This window comes from Streptomyces sp. NBC_01717, assembly GCF_036248255.1.
Lineage (GTDB): Bacteria > Actinomycetota > Actinomycetes > Streptomycetales > Streptomycetaceae > Streptomyces.
In genome coordinates this window covers 9,280,978-9,298,999 of sequence record NZ_CP109178.1, presented here as the reverse complement: position 1 = coordinate 9,298,999, position 18,022 = coordinate 9,280,978, and the positions used below count along the sequence as shown (strand labels likewise).

The window sequence follows — 18,022 nt, the reverse complement described above, 5'->3', positions numbered from 1 at the left end:
ACGGCCGGATTGCCAACTGGATGTCGTGCACCAGTGCGTCGCCGGTGACAACGACGTCCCGGCCGCCGGGCTGTTCGACAAGAACGGACTGGTGGCCGGATGTGTGTCCGGCGTGGGAGGCAGGCCCCCGGCATCAGCCGATGCTCCCCGTGCACCTCGTCGAGCTGTCCCGGGTTCGACGACCCATTGCCACACCTGGTCCGACCGATCAAGGGCAGCTGTCTCTGCGTGCTGGACGAGGTAGCGGCCCTGGGGGAACAAGGGCGGCTGTCGTCCTGACCCACCTGCACGAGGACCATGTGGGCTGGTCAACGACAGCTGCCGGGCGCAATGCACAGTCGTTGGTGGGGTTACGGTGGGCACATCAGTCACTGACTGTGGTCACTGTGTCAGGTCGGGTGCCATCGTCGGAGGTGACCCGCGTGGCACACGGTCACATGACTGATGTGCGCCAGGCCCGGTGGTCGCGCTTGGTTACCTACTTGGCCGCCGATGTTCCTTGGATGCTTCTCACGAGCCACCGAGCAGGTACGAGGTCGCGGCATCCCAATCCAGGCTGTTCAGTTCCTCACCCATGGGGACAGCCGCGTCGGTGTCGTGTAGCCAATCCTCCAGACATTGGCGGTCCGCCTCAAAGAGGGCCGACATTCCGCGGGCCTGCAAGCGTATGCGCACCACCCACCGCTGCCTGATGCGCACTGGCCACACTTGCACATCGCCGATCCCGCTGTTCTCTACAAGGCCCGAGTAGAGAAGTTGGCGGCAGACACGCCACATGACGGGTGGCTCGTCCTTCGGCAAAAAGGCGACAGTCACAACGAGGGGGTCGTCGGGATCGAAGCGAAAGTCTGCCTGTATCGGTCTCCGGAACGAACTCCAGAGCTGGTAGATGTCCAACGACAGCGGCGCCACGCCCTGGCGCCCAAACTGCCGAGCCCGCGGGTCGTGCTGATTTTCGGTCATAAGAGACGTGCCCTTCCGTGAGGTCTCCTCTTAGGCCCACGGTCGTCCACCGGACACCTCAGGCACATCGGTCACCTGACTGAGCTTGTTCCGCTTTGACGTTTGCCGATGCCCCGGCAGCCGGCCAAGCCGCAGGACGTCCGGCCGGGACCGCAGCGACGGAATCGACGTAGGCGCGGGCGACGAGTCCGGACCGGTGTCGCGCCTGGTTTGCCCGTTTATAGTCAAATTTGCGTGATAAGACGTCAAAAGACGTTGACGGAGAGCGCCGTCAGGTGGGCAGCGACGAACAAGGCTCGCGAACGCCCGAGAGCCGGGCCTGGAGAGGCCGGGCGTTGCACCGGCGGAAGGTGGACGGGTGTGCGGCACTACGACCTGGTGGTTCTGGGGGCGGGCAGCGGGAACATGGGAAGGGTGCGCCGCCAGCGCTGCGCTTGAGTGTCGCGGCCGCAGGACAGCCCACGCACAGACCGGGCGGTGGCGACGGTACTGACGAAGCGTCACTACGTAATTACAGGACGGTTTGCAAGGCCATGCGCTGGACAGTACGAGACGGGCAGGACAGGTCCAATGACCAGGGCCGCGGCTGCGCTCGGGCCTTGCCGCCAGCGTGCGTCACCTGCGTGCTTGTACAGGCGGGACAGCCGAGTCCAGGGCGTCGTCAGCGCCAGCCGGTCATAGCGACGCTGCTGGGCACCTCATCTCATGCAGTAGTTAGGTCATTTGGTCGATGCTTGTGACGGTCAGCGCTGCTTACCGTGAGTCGTACTCGGAAGGCGTCCGAGACACAACAGGAGCGATCACATGAGCACAGTGAAGAACATCGTTCTCGTGCATGGAGGGTTCGTTGATGGTTCCGGCTGGCAGCCGGTCTACCACATCCTTACCCGTGACGGCTTCAACGTCAGCGTTGTACAGAACCCGACTCACACCCTCGAGGGTGACGTCACAGCCACTCACCAGGTCCTCGATGTCCAGGACGGGCCGGTTGTGCTGGTTGGCCACTCCTACGGCGGGGCCGTGATCACCGAGGCCGGCCGTCACGAGAGTGTTGCGGCGCTCGTCTACATCGCCGCCTTCGCGCCGGACAAGGGCGAGTCGGTCAACACTCTCCTCGCCGACCCGCTGCCCGGGGCCCCCGTTCCCCCGATCCTGCCGCCCCGTGACGGTTTCCTCTTCCTGGACCGTGAGAAGTTCGCTGCCACGTTCGCGGGGGATGTAGCACCCGAGGAGGCCCAGTTCATGGCCGACTCCCAGGTGCCCTGGGGCGTGGATGCGCTCGGCGGCGTGGTCACCGAGGCTGCCTGGCGCGCCAAGCCGAGCTGGTACCTCGTGCCGGGTGACGACAGGATGATTCCTCCGCCTGCGCAGCGGGCGATGGCCGAGCGGGCCGGAGCCACCGTGCAAGAGGTCCCCGGAAGCCACGCCATCTACGTCTCCCAGCCGGAGGCTGTGGCGGATCTGATCAAGCGGGCTGCCACCCACCAGGCGTAGTCCGTCACAGTCTGGCGCTGCCCAGCAAAGGCATCGTCCGAAGCGTCCCCTACCTCTTGTTCCGAGATCACTCAGCAGGCGGTAGGAGCATCAATCCTGCTTCACAGCAGGAATCGTGCCACGCAATTCTGAATGCGCGTGAAGCGCTCGCGAATCCTCATGGAATTCGCGTTATGGCTGCATGTCATACGTCCACGCCGCGCAGTGCTGGTCGCTGCGTGAGCTGGGCGGAGCCACCACCACCACAAGAGAAGAAGGTCCTGGTACATGCATAAGAAGAAGAAGACCCTGCGCCGCGGGATAATTGCCGCTGGTGCCGCCGCCACCGCGGCGGCTGCCGTTCTGGTGTCGACGGCTTCCGCTGCTCCGGCGCCCCTGCAGCTCCACACGGATGCCGCCAAGCCGACCGTTGTGCTCGTGCACGGCGCCTGGGCGGACGCCTCTGGCTGGAACGGTGTCAGTGAGCGTCTGCAGGACGATGGGTATCGGGTCGTAGCCCCGGCCAACCCGCTGCGCGGCGTGGCCAACGACTCGTCCTACATCGCCAGCGTCCTGAAGTCGATCGAGGGCCCGATCGTCCTGGTCGGACACTCCTACGGTGGCACCGTCATCACCAACGCCGCGGCGGGCAACCCGAACGTCAAGGCGCTCGTCTACGTCGCCGCGTTCGTCCCCGACAAGGGAGAACTCCAGGGCGACCTGCTGGGCAAGTTCCCCGGCAGCGAGATCCCGGACGCGATCAACCCGGTGCCGTACTCCACCGCCGACGGAACGACCGGAACCGATCTGTACCTGAAGGCCGACAAGTTCCGCAGTGCGTTCGCCGGCGACCTGCCGGTCTCCACCACCCGTTTGATGGAGGCCTCGCAGCGCCCGTTCACCGCTGCCGGGTTCGAGGAGTCGACAACGGCCGCCGCCTGGCACGACATCCCGTCCTTCGGGCTCGTCGCCGGGGCGGACAAGGCGATCCCGCCGGCCCTCGAGCGCTTCGAGTACGAGCGGGCCGGCGCCAAGAAGGTCGTGGAGGTCCCCGGGGCTTCCCACGTCGTCTTCATCAGCCACCCGGGCATCACCACCAAGCTCATCGAGCAGGCGGACGCTGCCACCCGCTGACCACCCCTGAGCGGCATGACCCTGACGGGTGCAACTGGCAGGGCCATCCGATTCACCGGGTGTCAGCAGCCAGGCGTGGGGCCGGAAACCCGGCCCCACGCCTGTACGCGCTGCTGCCCCCTGCACAGCCGCTTGACGCCTCGGTGTCACAGGACATGCACCACACCCTTGGCGCTGATCGATGCCGGCGACGGAGCCTGTACGGTCCTCGGCTCTGTTCTCTTACTCGTGGTAACGGTGCGTGGTGGTCACTGACGGAGGATGCGGTGGCGGAGGAGGCCAGACCCCGGCCACCGCTGCGGTGACCGACCCCGTTGCCACTACCACGGTCCACGGTCCGGATGTGTTGTTCCCGGTCCGCAGACTGTTCGGCCGCCGTGAGCAGGTCATTCCCCATGGTGCTTTCAACGTCTACAGACCCTGTGCCCGTCGTCAGACATCGGCTGCCACGAGCAGCGGATGCCTTTAGAGGAGCAGCAATTGCCTCACTGGTTCGCACACCTACAGCACACTGCCCGGAGTGGGATTTCAACGCTCGGTCCAGGCACCGGACGACATCGGTACCGAGGCGCCGAAGACGAACGAGATCCGCATGAGGGCGATGCGAGCGCCGAGTTCCGCGGCCACCGCTGGGTCAGTGAAGCGTCCCTCACCGCACGCAGCATGGATCCCTACAGCTGGACCGACCAGCCTGCGCCCCGGACCGGCAACGAAGAAGACCGTTTTCCTGGGAGCGGCCAGGGGGCTCGCGGCACTTCGCCAACGACCTAGATGGGTGCTTCGAGCGGGACGTGCTGACCCTCCTAGACCCGATGTATCGCGCCGCGGTGTGCATGACGGGAAGCCCGGCCGTGGCAGAAGAGCTGGAACTGGAGACTTTCGGGCGGGCCTACATCGGTTTTCGGGAGATGCTTCCCGGGGCAGACCGAAAGCTCTGGCTCTACCGCATCCTCGCCGGCACCTACATCGACATCCGCCGCGAGCAGTACAGCCATCCGAGCGGCAACAGGTGGCAGAAGACTGACCCTTATCACCACGCCACCTGGGGCGAGGGGGACTGTCCAATCAACGGGTCTGGCCCGTAGTCGGTGGTGACGCTGGGTGTCCGTCAGGGCAGGAGCTCTGATGCCCTTTGCGTCCATTGGTGGCCCGGTAAATTGACTCACCGCGTTGATAGGCAAAAACGAAATGCCTAAACGGCTGTTGCGAAAACTCCCTAAATCACCGGCATTGCAGGTCAGATGCACTCCTCACAGGTCGCCACGTGAAAGCGCGAGGCTAGGGTCACCTCATGAGACGGCCGATTCCGGTCGCTTCCCCTCATGCACGGCGGCGTCCCAGCCGTTGCCCCGGGCTACACAACGGGCGGGTCCGTTTCGATCCTTACCGCCAGGGCTACCTACCCCCGAAATCGACGGAAAGGAGACTCCGTGGCCACGCCCGCAGTGGTGGAGATCTCTCGATGGCAATTCGCCATCACCGCAGTGTTTCATATGAGCTTTCCCGCACTGACTGTCGGACTCTCCCTCTTCCTGGCGGTGATGTACACGGTCTACGTCAGGACCGAAAATCCGCTGTACCTTCAGATATTTCGTTTCTGGAAGAAGATATTCGCGGTCGGATTCGGCCTCGGTGTGGTCGCCGGAACCGTCATGACCTTCGAATTCGGTCTCAACTGGGGAAGTTACGCCCATGCTGTCGGGCCGATCCTCGGTGTCACGATCGGCATGGAGGTCATCACGGCCTTCTTTCTGGAGGCCGGGTTCATCGGCATCATGCTGTACGGCGACGGAAGGGTGCGCCCCCGTACCATGGCGTTCGCCTGCTGGATGATCGTCGTCGGCACCCTGCTGTCCACGACATGGATCCTGTCGGCCAACAGCTGGATGCAGGATCCCGTGGGCTTCACCGAGGTCAAGGGCCAGTTCTGGGCAAGCGACTGGTGGCACGTGCTGTTCAACCCGGCGTTCTCCTACAGGTACCCGCACATCCTGCTTGCCGTGCTGATCAGCGCCTGCTGGTTCATCGGCGGGATCGCCGCCTGGTACCTGGTCAAGCAGCGGGCGCTGCCTTTCGCACGCCGCACCCTCTCCATCGCCCTCGGAGTGCTGGCCATCCTGATGCCCGTACAGCTGTACGTGGGAGACGCGACCGCTGCGTTCATGGGCGCGCACCAGCCAGCGAAGCTCCAGGCCTTCGAGGGCAACTGGAAGACCGACAACAACGGCTACAACCTGCTCGTGGTGCCGAACACTGACAAGGGCGAGAACGAGCTCCATGTCGAGATACCTCACCTGGGCGCCGTCATCGGCAAGGATCTGACCGGCCAGGCGAACGTCCCCGGGCTACTGCAGACGCCGAAGGCCGATCGCCCCAACATGTGGTCGGCTTTTTACGGCTTCCGGGCGATGTACTTCACCGCTCTGGCGATGTTCGCCATGGCCTTCGCCGGAGTGGTGCTGCGGCTGCGCGGCAGGCTGTACACCGCCCGGCGGTTCCACCGGCTGATGGTCTGGATGGCCCCCGCCGGTGTCATAGCGATCAGCGGCGGCTGGATCACGGCGGAGACCGGCCGGCAGCCTTGGGTCGTCTATGGCCTGATCCGCACCAGTGACGCCGTCTCCCATCTCTCACTCGGCGCGGCGATCGCCAGCCTCATCGGCTTCGTCGGCGTCTACGCGCTGCTGCTTGGGCTGTGGATCCGCTACATCGTCCGCACAGTGCGGACCGGCCCCGAACACCTGGTGGCGGACGTTGGTCCCACCATCAACCCGACCGAGGTGGGCCATGCTTGAGTACACGTCATACGCCTTGGTCCTGTTCGCGCTCGGTGCCTATCTGCTGCTCGACGGATACGACCTGGGCATCGGCATCCTGAGCCTGCTCGACCGCAGCGACCGGCGGCGCAAGGAGTACAACGAGCTGATCGCCACCGCCTGGGACGCCAACGAGAGTTGGATCATTCTGGCCGCAGTGGCGTTGTGGGCGGGCCTGCCCGGTGTCTACGCCACCGTGCTGCCCGGCGTCTACCTGCCGCTCGTGGTCATGCTGCTGGCCTTCGTGCTGCGCGGCGCGGCCATCGAGCTGCAGAGCGTCGCCCCCGGCTACCGGCGCGGCTGGGGGCTCGTCTTCGGGCTCTCCTCCCTGGTCACCTCGCTGTGCCAAGGGCTCGTGATCGGAGCCGTCCTGTCCGGGCTGCCCCATCGCGGTGGGGTGTTCACCGGGGGCACCTTCGACTGGTTCACGCCGTACAGCGTGCTTTGTGCCCTGGGGCTGGCGGCCGTGCATCTGCTGGCCGGCGCCGCATGGCTGCAGGACAAGACTGTGGGGACCGCCCACCACCGGGCGGGCCGGCTGGGTCGGCCGCTGCTTCTGACGGTCGCGGCGGCCGGCGTGGTCCTGGCGCTCGGGCTCTCGCTCGCCGACCCGCAGCGCTTCCGTTTTGACGAGCCGCTCCGCACAACCCTGTTCGGCCTGGCCGTGGCCGCCGCCGTGGTCTGCGGGGCCATCGCGTGGTACGGATTCGGCCGCCGACCCGACTGGCGTCCGTTCGCCGCCGTGGCCGGTTTGGAGGCGTCGGGTCTGCTCGCGCTCGTGGCCGCCACCGCGCCCGTCGTCGTCCCTCCCGACCTGACCGTGCACGCCGCGGCCAGCCCTCACGGGTCGCAGCTGTTCCTGCTCATCGGGGTGGGCGGGTGCATGCCGGTCGTGCTGGCGTACAACATCTACGCGTGGTGGGTCTTCCGCGGGAAGTTGACCCAGTCGGCGGGCCTCACCGACCAGTCACCGGCCCTCACCGACTCCGTCGGCCCGTCCGACACCACCGGCGAGGAACACACCGCTGACGCGCCGGTGTCGCGTGTGCCCGGCGACGGTCCGCGTGCGGCCGTCGTCGTCCGGCGTGTGCTGTTGACGCTCCTCGCCGTTGCGGTGGCGGCCGTCTCGCAGGACATCTTCGGTGGCGTGGCCACGTGGATCGATCCGACCGGGATCGCGGTGTTCTCTGTCACCGCACTCGCCGTATGGATTCGAGCCGACCGCCGCTCCGCATCCGCCGGCGAATTCGATCTCCGGGCAGCCGAACGATGAACGACATTTCCGACCAACTCGCCAGGCTGGGCCGCGACGACGACGGTCAGCAACAGACTGCCCGGCTACTCACCGCATGGGCTTCCGTCGGCGAACCGGCGTTCCGGCGAGCCGGCACCCTGCGCGGGCTCGCGGCCACGGGCCATGTCCTGTGGGCCGCGGGCCTGGGCTGGGCGGCCCAGGCCGCACTGCGCTCCCAGCACCAAGGCGTGGCGCTGGCTCCGGTGCTCAGCAGTGTGGCCATGGTCGCCGCCGGGCTGATGCTGCGCGGGCTCCTGCTCGTGGTGGCCGACCGGGTGGCCGACGACGGAGCGGCCGCGGTCCAAGACCATCTGCGCGCCCGACTGCTCCGGGCCGCGCTGCCCACGACGGGCGCGCCGTCCGAGGAGGTGTCAGACGCCGCTCTCGGCGAGGCACTCGACAGCGAGGTGAACCGGCTGACCGGTTGGCTGACGACCTACGTCCCCGCCCGGCGGTCGATGCTGCTGGGAAGCGGCATCGTGCTGGCCTCCATCGCGGCCGGCAGTTGGACCGTCGCACTGGTGCTGGTGCTGGCTACCCCGCTGCTGCCCGTCAACCTCAAGGTCATCGGCATGGGCACCCGCGTCGCCGTGCACGCCCAGCTCACCGCCACACGGACACTGAGCACCCGTCTGCTGGACCGGCTGCGCGGACTGCCCACGCTCGTCGGCCTGGGAGCCGGCGAGGAGGCGGTGCGCGCCACCGAGGCCGACGACCGGGAACTGGCCGCGCGTACCCGCACCGTCCTGCGGGTGGCCTTCCTCTCGACCGCCTGGATCGAGCTCCTCATCACCGTGGCCATGGCCGTCGTCGCCACGTACTGCGGCCTCGCCCTGCTCGGTTACCTGGACCTGCCGGTGGTGCCATCCACCATGAGCCTGGACACCGCACTGTTCGTGCTCGTCCTGACCCCGGTGTACTTCGCCCCCGCCCGGGAGCTCGCCCGCGGCTACCATGCCCGCGCCGAGGCTGCCGCGGCGGCCGAACTGATCGCGGAGATCATCGACGCGGCCCCGGACGCATCGGCTGGTGGTCCCGTGACCGACGTGCCCGTCGTTCGTCATCCGAGTCGACCCAGCCCGGCCGGTGTCATCCTGGAGGCAGTAGAGGTGCGGTACCCGGGCAGGGACGAGGCCGCCCTGGACGACGTCACCCTGACGGTGCGCCCAGGTTCGGTCCTGGCCATCAGCGGGCCCAGCGGCGCGGGCAAGACCACCCTGCTCTCCGTGGCTGCGGGCCTACGCGCCCCGGACCGCGGGCGGTGCCTGCACATCGTGAGTTCCGGCACCCGGCTGGCCTCCCCGGCCGCCACGGCATGGGCCGGCCAGCCCTCCTACCTCCTGCCGGGCACGCTGCGGGACAACCTGCTGCTGGCCCGGCCCGACGCCGGCGCCGATGCCGATGAGCAACTGACCGCGGCATTCGCCTTTTTGGGCTTCGAGGACCTGCTGGCCACACTCCCCCAAGGCCTGGCGACCCAGATCGGGGAGCGCGGCTGGGGGCTGTCCTCGGGGCAGATGCAGCAACTGGTGCTGGTCCGCGTACTGCTGCACAAATCTCCGCTGCTGTGCCTGGACGAACCCACCGCGCATCTGGACCCGGACGGCGAGGCCCGCGTCATCGCGGCCATACGGACGCTCGCGCGCAGCCGCACCGTGGTCGTCACCACCCACAGTCCCGCGCTGCTCGACGTCGCGGACGACGTCGTGCAGTTGAGCCGGGGACGGCTGACCGGGACCGGGAGAACGCTGTGAACGCATTCAAACTGCTGTGGACGGCGGCAGACCGCCGCACACGACGCGACCTGCTGCGCGCGGTCGCGCTCGCCGGGACGGCCGAACTGTGCGCCGCCGGTCTGCTGGGTGTGTCCGGCTGGTTCCTGACCGCCTGCGCGGTGGTTACCGCACAGGCGAACACCACCTGGTCGTGGATGTACCCCTCGGGTGCCGTCCGCGCTCTTGCTCTGAGCCGCACCGGTCTGCGGTACGCGGAACGCCTGGTCAGCCATGGAGCCCTGCTGGGCGCGACTGTCTCGCTTCGCTCCCGGCTGGTCCACGCCGCGACTACCGTGCCAGCGCGCGAACTGCGGAACGGACGCGACGGCAACCTGATGGCCCAGCTCACCGGCGACGTGGAAGCGGTGGGCGGGATACCCGCCCAGGTTGTTCCGCCGCTGGCCGGGATCGGCCTGACGGCCACCGTCGTCGTCGCTCTGCTGCTGGTGGCCAGTCCTCTGGCGGGCACCGCCGAACTGGTGCTGCTCGCGGTCTCGGCGGCCACGGCAGTGGCCGCCGACCGGCGAACCCGCGAGCACCAGCGGGCAGCCGCCGCCGCCCGCGCCACCGCCCGCACCGCGCTGCTCAGCGCGCGCTCCGCGCTCCCCGAACTGCGCTGCCTGGGCGCGGTCGACGTGGTACGCGACCAGGTCACGCGATCGGTTGACCAGTCCCGGCGTGCGGAGGCAGCGGTCGCCGTGGTGATGCGCCGGGCCCGGCTGCTGCTGCGGCTGCTGGCCATAGCGGGCCAGGCAGCGGTTCTGCTCCTGGCGCTGTCCGGTCCCGTGTTCACCCAGCCCGCCGCCGACGCCATCGGCGAGGTGCTACTGGTGGCGGCCGCGTACGAACTGATGGAGACCCTTCCCCAAGTGCTCCGCGACAACGGCCTGGCCGCCGATGCCACGCTGCGACTGGGGGACCTGGTAAACCGCGCGTTCCCGACTGGCCAACGCCCCGCGCTCCCGACGACAGCCGCAGGGCCGACACGAACCCTGGTAGCCCGCCGGGTTCCCGTGGGTCTCGCCGACGACCGCACCAGCTGGTCGGCGGTGATCGGACACCGTGACGTCATCGTCGTCACCGGGCCCAACGGCAGCGGGAAGAGCACCCTGCTGGAGACTCTCGCCGGACGGATCGCCCCCGCAGCTCCCGGATCGGTGCTGCTCGCCGGCGCGCCCGTCGACTCCCTGCCCGCCAGTGTGATCGCAGATACGCTCACCCTTGTCGAGGCGGAAGACTGGATCGCCGACGCGACCGTCGCCGAGAACCTCCGGCAGGCCGCCCCCGGCGCGGACAACGACACACTCCGGGCCGCGCTCGCGGCCGCCGCCCTGCAACAGCTCCCCCTCCACACCCCGACGGGCCCGCTGGGCAGCGCGCTGTCGCAGGGCCAGCGACGCCGCCTGGTGATCGCCAGGGCAGTGCTGCGGGCACCGGCGGTCCTACTGCTCGACGAACCAACGACCGGCCTCGACGAGCGCACGGCGGTGCGGATGCTCACGTGTGTCCGCCGCGCCCTGCCGGACAGCGCCCTGGTAATCGCCCTACCGGACCGGCACCACGAACTGATTCCTTTCACCGCCACCCACACGTTGCGGCTGCAGCCAAACTCCCGGCAACCGCTGAGCGCCCAGAGCTAGGGAGACGCACAGCCCCCATTCACGACGCACCGCAACCGGTACACCACCCGCAAGAACAGGGTCAGCCACCGAAACCACCGCTCTGCGACGGGTAGCCGTCGCCGTCGACCGCGCCACCGACCAGGACTACCGGAATCGAGATCCGGACCGACCACCACACACTGATCGCGGACGAGCCCGAGGTCCTCAGCGGCGCGGACACCGGCCCAACGCACTTTGGCCTGCTCCTGTCCGCCCTCGGCTCGTGCACCGCCATCACCCTGCGGACATACGCGCCCCGTAAAGGCTGGCCGCTCAGCGGCCTCCGAGTGCGCCTGGCCTACGAGAGGGCTCCGGCGGCCATGGAGAGCCCCGTCGTCGACCGGATTATCCGACGGATAGCCCCGACCGGGGAGCTGGACGACCCGCAGCGTGCCCGGCTCTGGACGTCGCCGAACGCACCCCGGTCACCCTGGCCGTGCGGGCTGGGGTGCCGATCGAGACCAGGGAGGACCGGCGATGAAGCGACCGGCCGTCAGCCCTCCTGACTCCGACGGCCGCTGATCGTCGTGACAACGGCCAGAACCACCAGCAGGACTCGCGTGGCGAGAGCCGTGGCCGAGAAGAAGACAGTCAGAAGGACGAGGACGGCAGCGAGGGGGAAGAGCGCCGACTCGACGATGCTCGGGACCGCAGGTGCAGCGCCCACACGGTGACCAGGAAGACGGCCGCCGGGACGGCGACCATGGCACCGGCTGCCTGCGGGAAGACGTCGATGCGGTGAGTGACCTGGTCGGCAATCACCGCCAGGCCGGCCCCCACGGCGGCAGCCGACGCGAAGATCAGGTAGTGGCCGTAGGCCCGCAGAAACCCCCTGTCGGGGGGCCCGGTGCCTGCCAGCAGGGTGTGGGCGGGCCGGGCGAAGTACAGCCACCACATGGCAAAGACCATGCGCAGGCCGCCCGCCGCCACTACACAAAGTGTGGGCCAGACGATCCGGTGCTGGGCGAAGAAGAACCGGGTCGAACTGTGCTTCACCCCGACCTACGCGTCCTGGGCCAACCCGATCGAGGCCCACTTCGGGCCGCTGCGGCAGTTCACCGTCGCCAACTCCAACCACGGAACCACACCGGCCAGACCCGTGCCCTGCACGCCTACTTGCGCTGGCGCAACAAGAACGCACGCCATCCAGAGGTCCTCGCCGCCCAGCGGAAGGAGCGTGCTCGCATCCGCAGCGAGAAAGGCATCAGATGGGGCGGACGCCCCATCTGCGAAGCAGCGTGACTTCAGGCGTCAGGCCTGGGGATCGTTCCGCAGGTCAACGAATCCGCTCTCGCCATTGTTACGGAAGGTAATGGCTTCCCTGCCGATGCCGAGAGCGCCGAGCAGGATATCGAGGGCCGCCTCGACATCAGACTGAGCGCGGCTGACCCAGACGAAGACATCGGGGCAGGGGTTGCCCTCCACCCGGCTGAGCGCGAAGTCGATTTTCTGGATCCTGAACATCGCCGCATCCACTGGGCCCAGGTCCTCCCAGCCACGCTCGATGTTCAATCGCAGCCGCGCAGCCAGGACGTCCAGGGACGGCGACAGACCGGCAACCAGTCGAAAGGAGCTCGCCGCGTATTCCCACATGCTGGCCTGGAATGCCGGGTTTCGTTTCCCGCCCTGGTACTCCGGCGCGCGTTCCCAACCCGACTCTGACCCAGGAACCTCGGCCTCCGCCATACGTCCTCCCCACCCCGCTGCCGAGCTGTGACGCCTCACTCTAGAAGCACGGCTCCCGGGGGCAGGGATCACCAGCCCGGTAAACGTATGCGGTCACAGCACTAGCGAGATGCGCATCACGACGTACTGAGCTGCCCCGAGTTTCGTAGCGGCCGGTTTCTCGGGTTTCAGGCGGCGCTTGGGGCTGCCTGTGATCGGTTGTGCTGGGCCTCGAATTCCTCGGGTGGGAGGTAGCCGAGGGCGGAGTGCAGGCGCTCGGTGTTGTACCAGCCGACCCATTGGACGACGGCACGTTCGACCTGGTCAGCGTCCCGCCAGGGGCCCTGATGCTCGATCAGCTCGGCCTTGAAGGAACCGTTGAGGGCTTCGGCCATCGCGTTGACGCTCCTATAGTTGTCAACTCGTTGCGGGGGCGGGTCGGATGAGGTGGTAGACCTCGCGGATGACGTAGCGCTTGAGGCAGCGGATGATTTCCCGTTTTGTTTTGCCCTCAGCGGTGCGGCGGGCGACGTAGTCGATCGTGGGCTGGTGGAATCGCATGCGGACGATGACGGTGCGGTAGACCGCGGCGTTGAGCTGGCGATGACCGCCGTGGTTGATGCGGTGTGTGCCGCTGGTCATCCCGGAGCCGGTGGGCACGGGTGCGATGCCCGCGAGTTTGGCGAGCGCGGCTTCGGACTTGATGCGTTCGGGGTTGTCGCCGGCCACGACGAGGATCTCCGCGGCGGCGTCCACACCGATGCCGAATGGCTCGAGCAGTTGCGGCGCGGCTCGGCGTACCAGATCAGCGATCAGCTTCGTCAGCTCTTTGGCCTCGGTGTCGAGGTACTGCCACCGCTTGGCGAGCGTTCGTAGGACGTGGCGCAGTGCGTCATCGGGTTCTTCCAGGCGGCGGGGACGCAGGCCGGCCAGGTGCCGGGCCAGGGTGATCTGTGTTTTCCGGCGGTCTCGTAGCGCATGGCGTCGGGGGCGTGGATGAGCATCGCTTTGATCGTGACCATCGCGGTCGTGCGCTGTTCGACGGCCTGGTCATGGGCAATCTTGAGCTGACGGATCATCTCGGTCTCGCCGTCTGCTAGTAGATGCTCGTGGGAGCACCCAAGTTGCGGCGGCCTGTGGCGTTCACACTGTGGATAGCCCCTGACGCCAGAGGTAAGCAGCCAGGACCAGATCGCCACCAGGTACCCAGGTGCGGACATTGCGCGACCCTATCGCCGTAGTGTTCGCCATCGCTCCGTTGTGCGGCAGGAAGAAAGAGGTGGTTCAGCGGCCGGTGCACCGCGTGTTTGCTGGTCTCCGCTCCTGCGGCGAATGGGCGGGGTCGCCGGCTGCGGCCCGCCCATTCGCTTGCTGTGTAGCGTGACGTCAGCGCAGGCCGAAGGCCCGGGTGATCGTCTGGGAGACGGTGTTGCCGGCGCGGTCCCGGGCGGTGACCCGGAGTGTGGCGAAGCCGACGGACTTCGGCGCGTGGAGGCCTGTCCGCCACCCGGTTCCACTGCGGCTCAGGTCGGCCCGCTGCCAGGTCTTGCCGTCGTCGTAGGAGACCTCGAGCGAGGGCTTCCCGATGGCGGTGGTGGTGCCGGGCAGGTGGGAGGCGGTCACCGTCAGCTTGGCGCGCCGGTCCGCCCGGCCTGCCTTGTCGGTGTCCACTCCGTAGTCGAGCTGGATCAGGGGCAGCGGCGCGGCTGACTCGCTACCGGTGACGGCGGATGTGAAGTTCCACTCGGTCAGCGTGTGCGTCGAGTACGGGTTGGTCCAGGTCGCCCGGTCGTTGTCGACGACCAGGCGGTAGGGCAGCGGCTCGGGGGCGAGCCCGGTGATCGGCAGGTACTCGGAGTTGCCCCAGTCGAGCTGCTGGTCACCTTGGTAGAGGGACATCCAGTCCTTGACCATGAAGTTGGCGCGGGCCTCGCCGACGTGGCCGGCACCGGAATCACCCCAGCCGGGTGCGGGAATGTAGACCCCGTCGAGGTACCGCACCGGCTGATAGCCCATCGGGCCCATGCGGGGTCGCTGGATCGGCCCGAACCACTTGACCTTGGCGGTCTTCCGCGCTGAGTAGTGGAGGACGTCGATTGAGTGCTGCCCGGTCTCGCCTGCGATGAAGGCGTCATCCAGCCAGGCGGCGTCGGGGGTGACCCAGTCGGTGCGGTCGCCCTGGGCGGGCGCGGTGACCTGGTTCGAGACGGCCCAGCCGCGCCAGATGTCGGTGCGGAATTCCAGCGCCTTACCCGGCCGGTAGTTGCGGAACGAGACGTCCACCCGGCCCAGGTCACGCTGCTTCACGCGCCAGGTCGGGTCCGCCGGGACCGCGCCGGACCAGTGGTGCACCACGTCGTAGAGGTAGTCGGTGCTGGGGTGCGAGGTGACCTTGAGCGGGACCGGGCCCCGCTGCAGCGCCTTGATCAGGTCGCCGCCCTGGTCGGCGTTGAGCGTCGCCACCGTCAGCGGTGCCGGGCTCTCCGGGCTCCAGGGATTCTCGTCCCAGGGCTGCAGCCGGCCGATGCCGTCGTTGGCGACCACGAGCATGCGGGCGCCCGCCGCGGCGGCGGCCTCCGCCTGCGCCTGGATTCCGGCCGGGTCGCTGCCGCGCACCACCACGGCCTTGCCGCGTACGTTGTGCCTGGCCAGCTCCTCGGCCGTACCCGTTCCGGCATCGACGGCCGTCAGCGTGCGGGTGCCGACAGGCAGCGGCTTGGCGGCGCGCTTGACCAGCGGGTCGCGGTAGGTCTTCGACTTCGTGCCCAGGGTCAGCGCCGGCTGCTCGAGGCGGAAGCGGGCACCGACCTCGAACTCGCCCGTGCTGACCTTCTTGCCGGTCGGCAGAGCCCAGATGCTGTCATAGGAGGGGTCGGGCAGCATGGAGGACTCGACCGCGCTGTCGCTGAACGACCGGCGGACGTCCAGCCGCGGCGCGACAGGGGTCGTCTGCTGCGGCACGTTCGCCAGGATTTGACGGGCCTTCCGGCCGTCCAGGGTGACGGTGCGGTCCTGATCCAACTTGACGTCGTTGAAGGCGAGCAGGGCCATACCCCGCGAGTGGGGGCCGTTGGTGCCCTGGACGTCGGCGGAGAGCCAGCCGCTGTAGGTGCCGACGGGCACCCGTGCGGTACCGGTGCCGGACGCATCGAGCTCCATCATCGTAAAGGCGTGCTCTGCGGCGAGAAGGACCCTGCCAGAGAGCGGTTTGCCGGATCGGTCCTTCGCGATGATCTTCAGGATCTGGCGCTGGCCTTCGTTCGCGGCACCGATCAGGGTCCGGGCCCGGACCGTGCCGACGCTGTCGGTAGCGCTGACCATACCGCTGACCGTCTGATCGGGCGGCAGCCGGTCCAGCGTCGCGGTCAGGGTGACCGAGGTGGTGCCGTGCGCGGGAATAGTGATGTGGTCCTCGGAGAGGGTGAACAGCCCCGCCGGGAGGCTGCCGTTGATCGCCAGGCCGAGGTTGACTGGGGCGTCGCCGACGTTGGTGTACGTCACCTTCTGGACGTCGGTCTCTCCCGGCTCGTGGGGCCATGGGTGGAAGCCGGAATAGGCACTGACGGTCGCGAAGACCGAGGCGTGCACCGCTGCCAGGGCGTCGAGCCGTCCTCCGCCCGCCTGGTAGGGCGTGTACGACGGGGTGGCCTTGGCGCTGCTGACCAGCGCCTCCTTCAGCTGAGGGCCGGTCCAGTCCGGGTGGGCGGCGGCGAGCAGCGCAGCGGCGCCGGCGACATGCGGCGTCGCCATCGAGGTGCCGCTCATCGTGGTGTAGTAGCCCGAGCCCCGGTTGTAGTGGGAGCGGGCCGCCAGGATGTCGACGCCGGGTGCCGTGATCTCTGGCTTCAGCCCGGCATCGCCCCCACGTGGGCCCGTGCTGGAGAAGTCGGCGAGCTGGTCCGCAGAGTCCACGGCACCCACGGTCAGGGCCGCGTCCGCGGCTCCAGGGCTTCCGATGGAGTGCGGGCCGCCGTTGCCCGCCGCGATGACGAACAGCGCGCCGGTCTCGCGGCTGAGGCGGTCGACAGCCTGGCTCATGGGGTCGGTGTGGTCGCCGCCGCCGCCCAGGCTCATGCTGATGATCTTGGCCTGGGCGTCGCGGGCGGCCCATTCCATGCCCGCGATGATCCAGGAATCCTGTCCCGAGCCCTCTGAGTTGAGGACCTTGCCGATCTCCAGCCGGGCGCCGGGGGCGACGCCCTTCTCCTTCCCGTCGGAGGCGCTGCCGGTGCCCGCGATCGTCGAGGCGACGTGGGTGCCGTGTCCCTGGTAGTCGGCGACATCCTCGTTCGGGACGAAGCTGGCGCTGGAATCGACCTGTCCGGCGAGGTCGGGGTGTTCGGCGTCGATACCGGTGTCGAGCACCGCGACCTTGACGCCCTTGCCGGTGTCGCCTTCCGACCACACCTGCGGAGCACCGATCTGGGCGGTGGAGTCGGCCAGGGCTGACTCCACCTTGCCGTCGAGCCAGACCTTGGCGATGCCGCCTGCGAAAGACGGGGTCGCCGACCGGGCTCCCGCGGCGGAACCGCCAGTCAGCGCCGACCAGAATGCCGAAGCCTGCTTCCGGTTCTGCGCAAGGGCCGCGCCCTGGATGCTGTCCAGCCGGCGGACGTCGGTCGAACCGGTCACCTTCGGCAGGGTCCGGGACTTGGCGGCGGCGTCGGTGTACTTCACGATGAGCGGCAGCCGGAAGGTGTGCGCATCGTCGTAGCCGTCGGCGATCAGTTGAGTCACGTTGAACAGCCGCTTGTCGAGCTTTCCGGCGCTGACGTAAGGCAGGACGGAGTCGGGGTAGACATACGTCGAGCCGTCGATGACAGCGCGGTGGAAACCTGTGGTGGTCCCGTTCGCGCCTTCAAAGGACCGGACGGCCGTTCCGTCGGCGGCGGTGCCGAGTGTGACCTTGTCACCGGTGATCAGGGTGACGGTGTGTTTGCTGCCGTTGCCAGGTGACCGTTGTGCGGCGTCTGCAGGCGGCCCCGGGGTCGCCTGGTCCGCCGATACGGCGGCGGTGGCAGGTATGACCCCGAGTGCCAGGGCGGCGATCACGGCGAGCGCGACCGGTCTGGGCCTGGGAATATGAACCTTGGGCAACGGGACTCCTCAAGCGCTGTGAAGAGGGGAAGATGCTTGATCGTCCGGCCCCCTTCAACCGTGCTCAAGAGGCTTACGCTGTCCAACTTGTGCCATGTCTCACTAGTGTCACCCCTGGATGGCTAGCCTGGGTGAAATCCCTGC

The 18,022-nt window shown here is 68.1% G+C and carries 16 protein-coding genes and 1 pseudogene; 9 read left to right on the top strand and 8 right to left on the bottom strand.

Annotation, left to right across the window (positions count from 1 at the left end; all coding sequences use genetic code 11):
* Positions 1–510: 510 nt before the first annotated feature.
* On the bottom strand, positions 511–963 hold the full coding sequence (locus tag OHB49_RS42085) for an SsgA family sporulation/cell division regulator (protein WP_329156873.1): 453 nt from the start codon (positions 961–963) through the stop codon (positions 511–513).
* A gap of 804 nt (positions 964–1,767) precedes the next feature.
* Between OHB49_RS42085 and OHB49_RS42080 the strand changes: the two genes are divergently transcribed.
* From OHB49_RS42080 to OHB49_RS42050, 7 genes are all read left to right on the top strand, one after another.
* Positions 1,768–2,457, top strand: coding sequence for an alpha/beta hydrolase (locus OHB49_RS42080; RefSeq protein ID WP_329156875.1), 690 nt, complete (start codon positions 1,768–1,770; stop codon positions 2,455–2,457).
* Positions 2,458–2,724: 267 nt separating this feature from the next.
* The gene (locus tag OHB49_RS42075) at positions 2,725–3,570 is read left to right on the top strand and encodes an alpha/beta fold hydrolase (RefSeq protein ID WP_329156877.1); all 846 of its coding nucleotides are present in this window, start codon (positions 2,725–2,727) and stop codon (positions 3,568–3,570) included.
* Between the two features lie 851 nt (positions 3,571–4,421).
* Complete coding sequence (locus tag OHB49_RS42070; protein ID WP_329156878.1) at positions 4,422–4,655, top strand: hypothetical protein; 234 nt, start codon at positions 4,422–4,424, stop codon at positions 4,653–4,655.
* 345 nt (positions 4,656–5,000) lie between these two features.
* On the top strand, positions 5,001–6,365 hold the full coding sequence (locus tag OHB49_RS42065) for a cytochrome ubiquinol oxidase subunit I (protein WP_329156880.1): 1,365 nt from the start codon (positions 5,001–5,003) through the stop codon (positions 6,363–6,365).
* Positions 6,358–7,659 (top strand): cytochrome d ubiquinol oxidase subunit II, encoded by a 1,302-nt coding sequence (locus tag OHB49_RS42060; protein WP_329156882.1) that lies wholly within the window; start codon positions 6,358–6,360, stop codon positions 7,657–7,659. The genes OHB49_RS42065 and OHB49_RS42060 overlap by 8 nt, the downstream gene beginning before the upstream one ends.
* Complete coding sequence (locus OHB49_RS42055; protein WP_329156883.1) at positions 7,656–9,434, top strand: ABC transporter ATP-binding protein/permease; 1,779 nt, start codon at positions 7,656–7,658, stop codon at positions 9,432–9,434. The genes OHB49_RS42060 and OHB49_RS42055 overlap by 4 nt, the downstream gene beginning before the upstream one ends.
* Positions 9,431–11,095 (top strand): ATP-binding cassette domain-containing protein, encoded by a 1,665-nt coding sequence (locus OHB49_RS42050; RefSeq protein ID WP_329166274.1) that lies wholly within the window; start codon positions 9,431–9,433, stop codon positions 11,093–11,095. The genes OHB49_RS42055 and OHB49_RS42050 overlap by 4 nt, the downstream gene beginning before the upstream one ends.
* A 61-nt stretch (positions 11,096–11,156) precedes the next feature.
* On the opposite strand, the gene OHB49_RS42045 is transcribed toward OHB49_RS42050, so the two are convergent.
* Positions 11,157–11,297: a hypothetical protein gene (locus OHB49_RS42045; protein ID WP_329166272.1), complete on the bottom strand. Its 141-nt coding sequence runs from the start codon at positions 11,295–11,297 to the stop codon at positions 11,157–11,159.
* On the opposite strand from OHB49_RS42045, the gene OHB49_RS42040 reads away from it, so the two are divergent.
* On the top strand, positions 11,230–11,622 hold the full coding sequence (locus OHB49_RS42040; protein ID WP_329166816.1) for an OsmC family protein: 393 nt from the start codon (positions 11,230–11,232) through the stop codon (positions 11,620–11,622). The two genes, OHB49_RS42045 and OHB49_RS42040, sit on opposite strands and share 68 nt — an antisense overlap.
* Positions 11,623–11,707: 85 nt before the next feature.
* Here OHB49_RS42040 and OHB49_RS42035 read toward each other — a convergent pair whose 3' ends face one another.
* Positions 11,708–12,025: a low temperature requirement protein A gene (locus tag OHB49_RS42035; protein WP_329166813.1), complete on the bottom strand. Its 318-nt coding sequence runs from the start codon at positions 12,023–12,025 to the stop codon at positions 11,708–11,710.
* A 43-nt stretch (positions 12,026–12,068) separates the two neighbouring features.
* On the opposite strand from OHB49_RS42035, the pseudogene OHB49_RS42030 reads away from it, so the two are divergent.
* A pseudogene (locus tag OHB49_RS42030) lies at positions 12,069–12,358 on the top strand (IS630 family transposase); the annotation flags it as partial.
* Between the two features lie 9 nt (positions 12,359–12,367).
* On the opposite strand, the gene OHB49_RS42025 reads toward OHB49_RS42030, so the two are convergent.
* The 5 genes from OHB49_RS42025 to OHB49_RS42005 form a co-directional block, all read right to left on the bottom strand.
* Positions 12,368–12,802: a hypothetical protein gene (locus OHB49_RS42025; protein WP_329166271.1), complete on the bottom strand. Its 435-nt coding sequence runs from the start codon at positions 12,800–12,802 to the stop codon at positions 12,368–12,370.
* Between the two features lie 167 nt (positions 12,803–12,969).
* Positions 12,970–13,176, bottom strand: a complete 207-nt coding sequence (locus OHB49_RS42020; RefSeq protein ID WP_329166270.1) for an integrase core domain-containing protein — start codon at positions 13,174–13,176, stop codon at positions 12,970–12,972.
* 22 nt (positions 13,177–13,198) lie between these two features.
* A complete protein-coding gene (locus OHB49_RS42015) occupies positions 13,199–13,561 on the bottom strand; it encodes an IS110 family transposase (protein WP_443079700.1) in 363 nt (120 codons plus the stop codon).
* A 41-nt stretch (positions 13,562–13,602) separates the two neighbouring features.
* On the bottom strand, positions 13,603–13,860 hold the full coding sequence (locus OHB49_RS42010; protein ID WP_329166267.1) for a hypothetical protein: 258 nt from the start codon (positions 13,858–13,860) through the stop codon (positions 13,603–13,605).
* 307 nt (positions 13,861–14,167) lie between these two features.
* The gene (locus OHB49_RS42005) at positions 14,168–17,878 is read right to left on the bottom strand and encodes a S8 family serine peptidase (protein ID WP_329166266.1); all 3,711 of its coding nucleotides are present in this window, start codon (positions 17,876–17,878) and stop codon (positions 14,168–14,170) included.
* Positions 17,879–18,022: the final 144 nt, after the last annotated feature.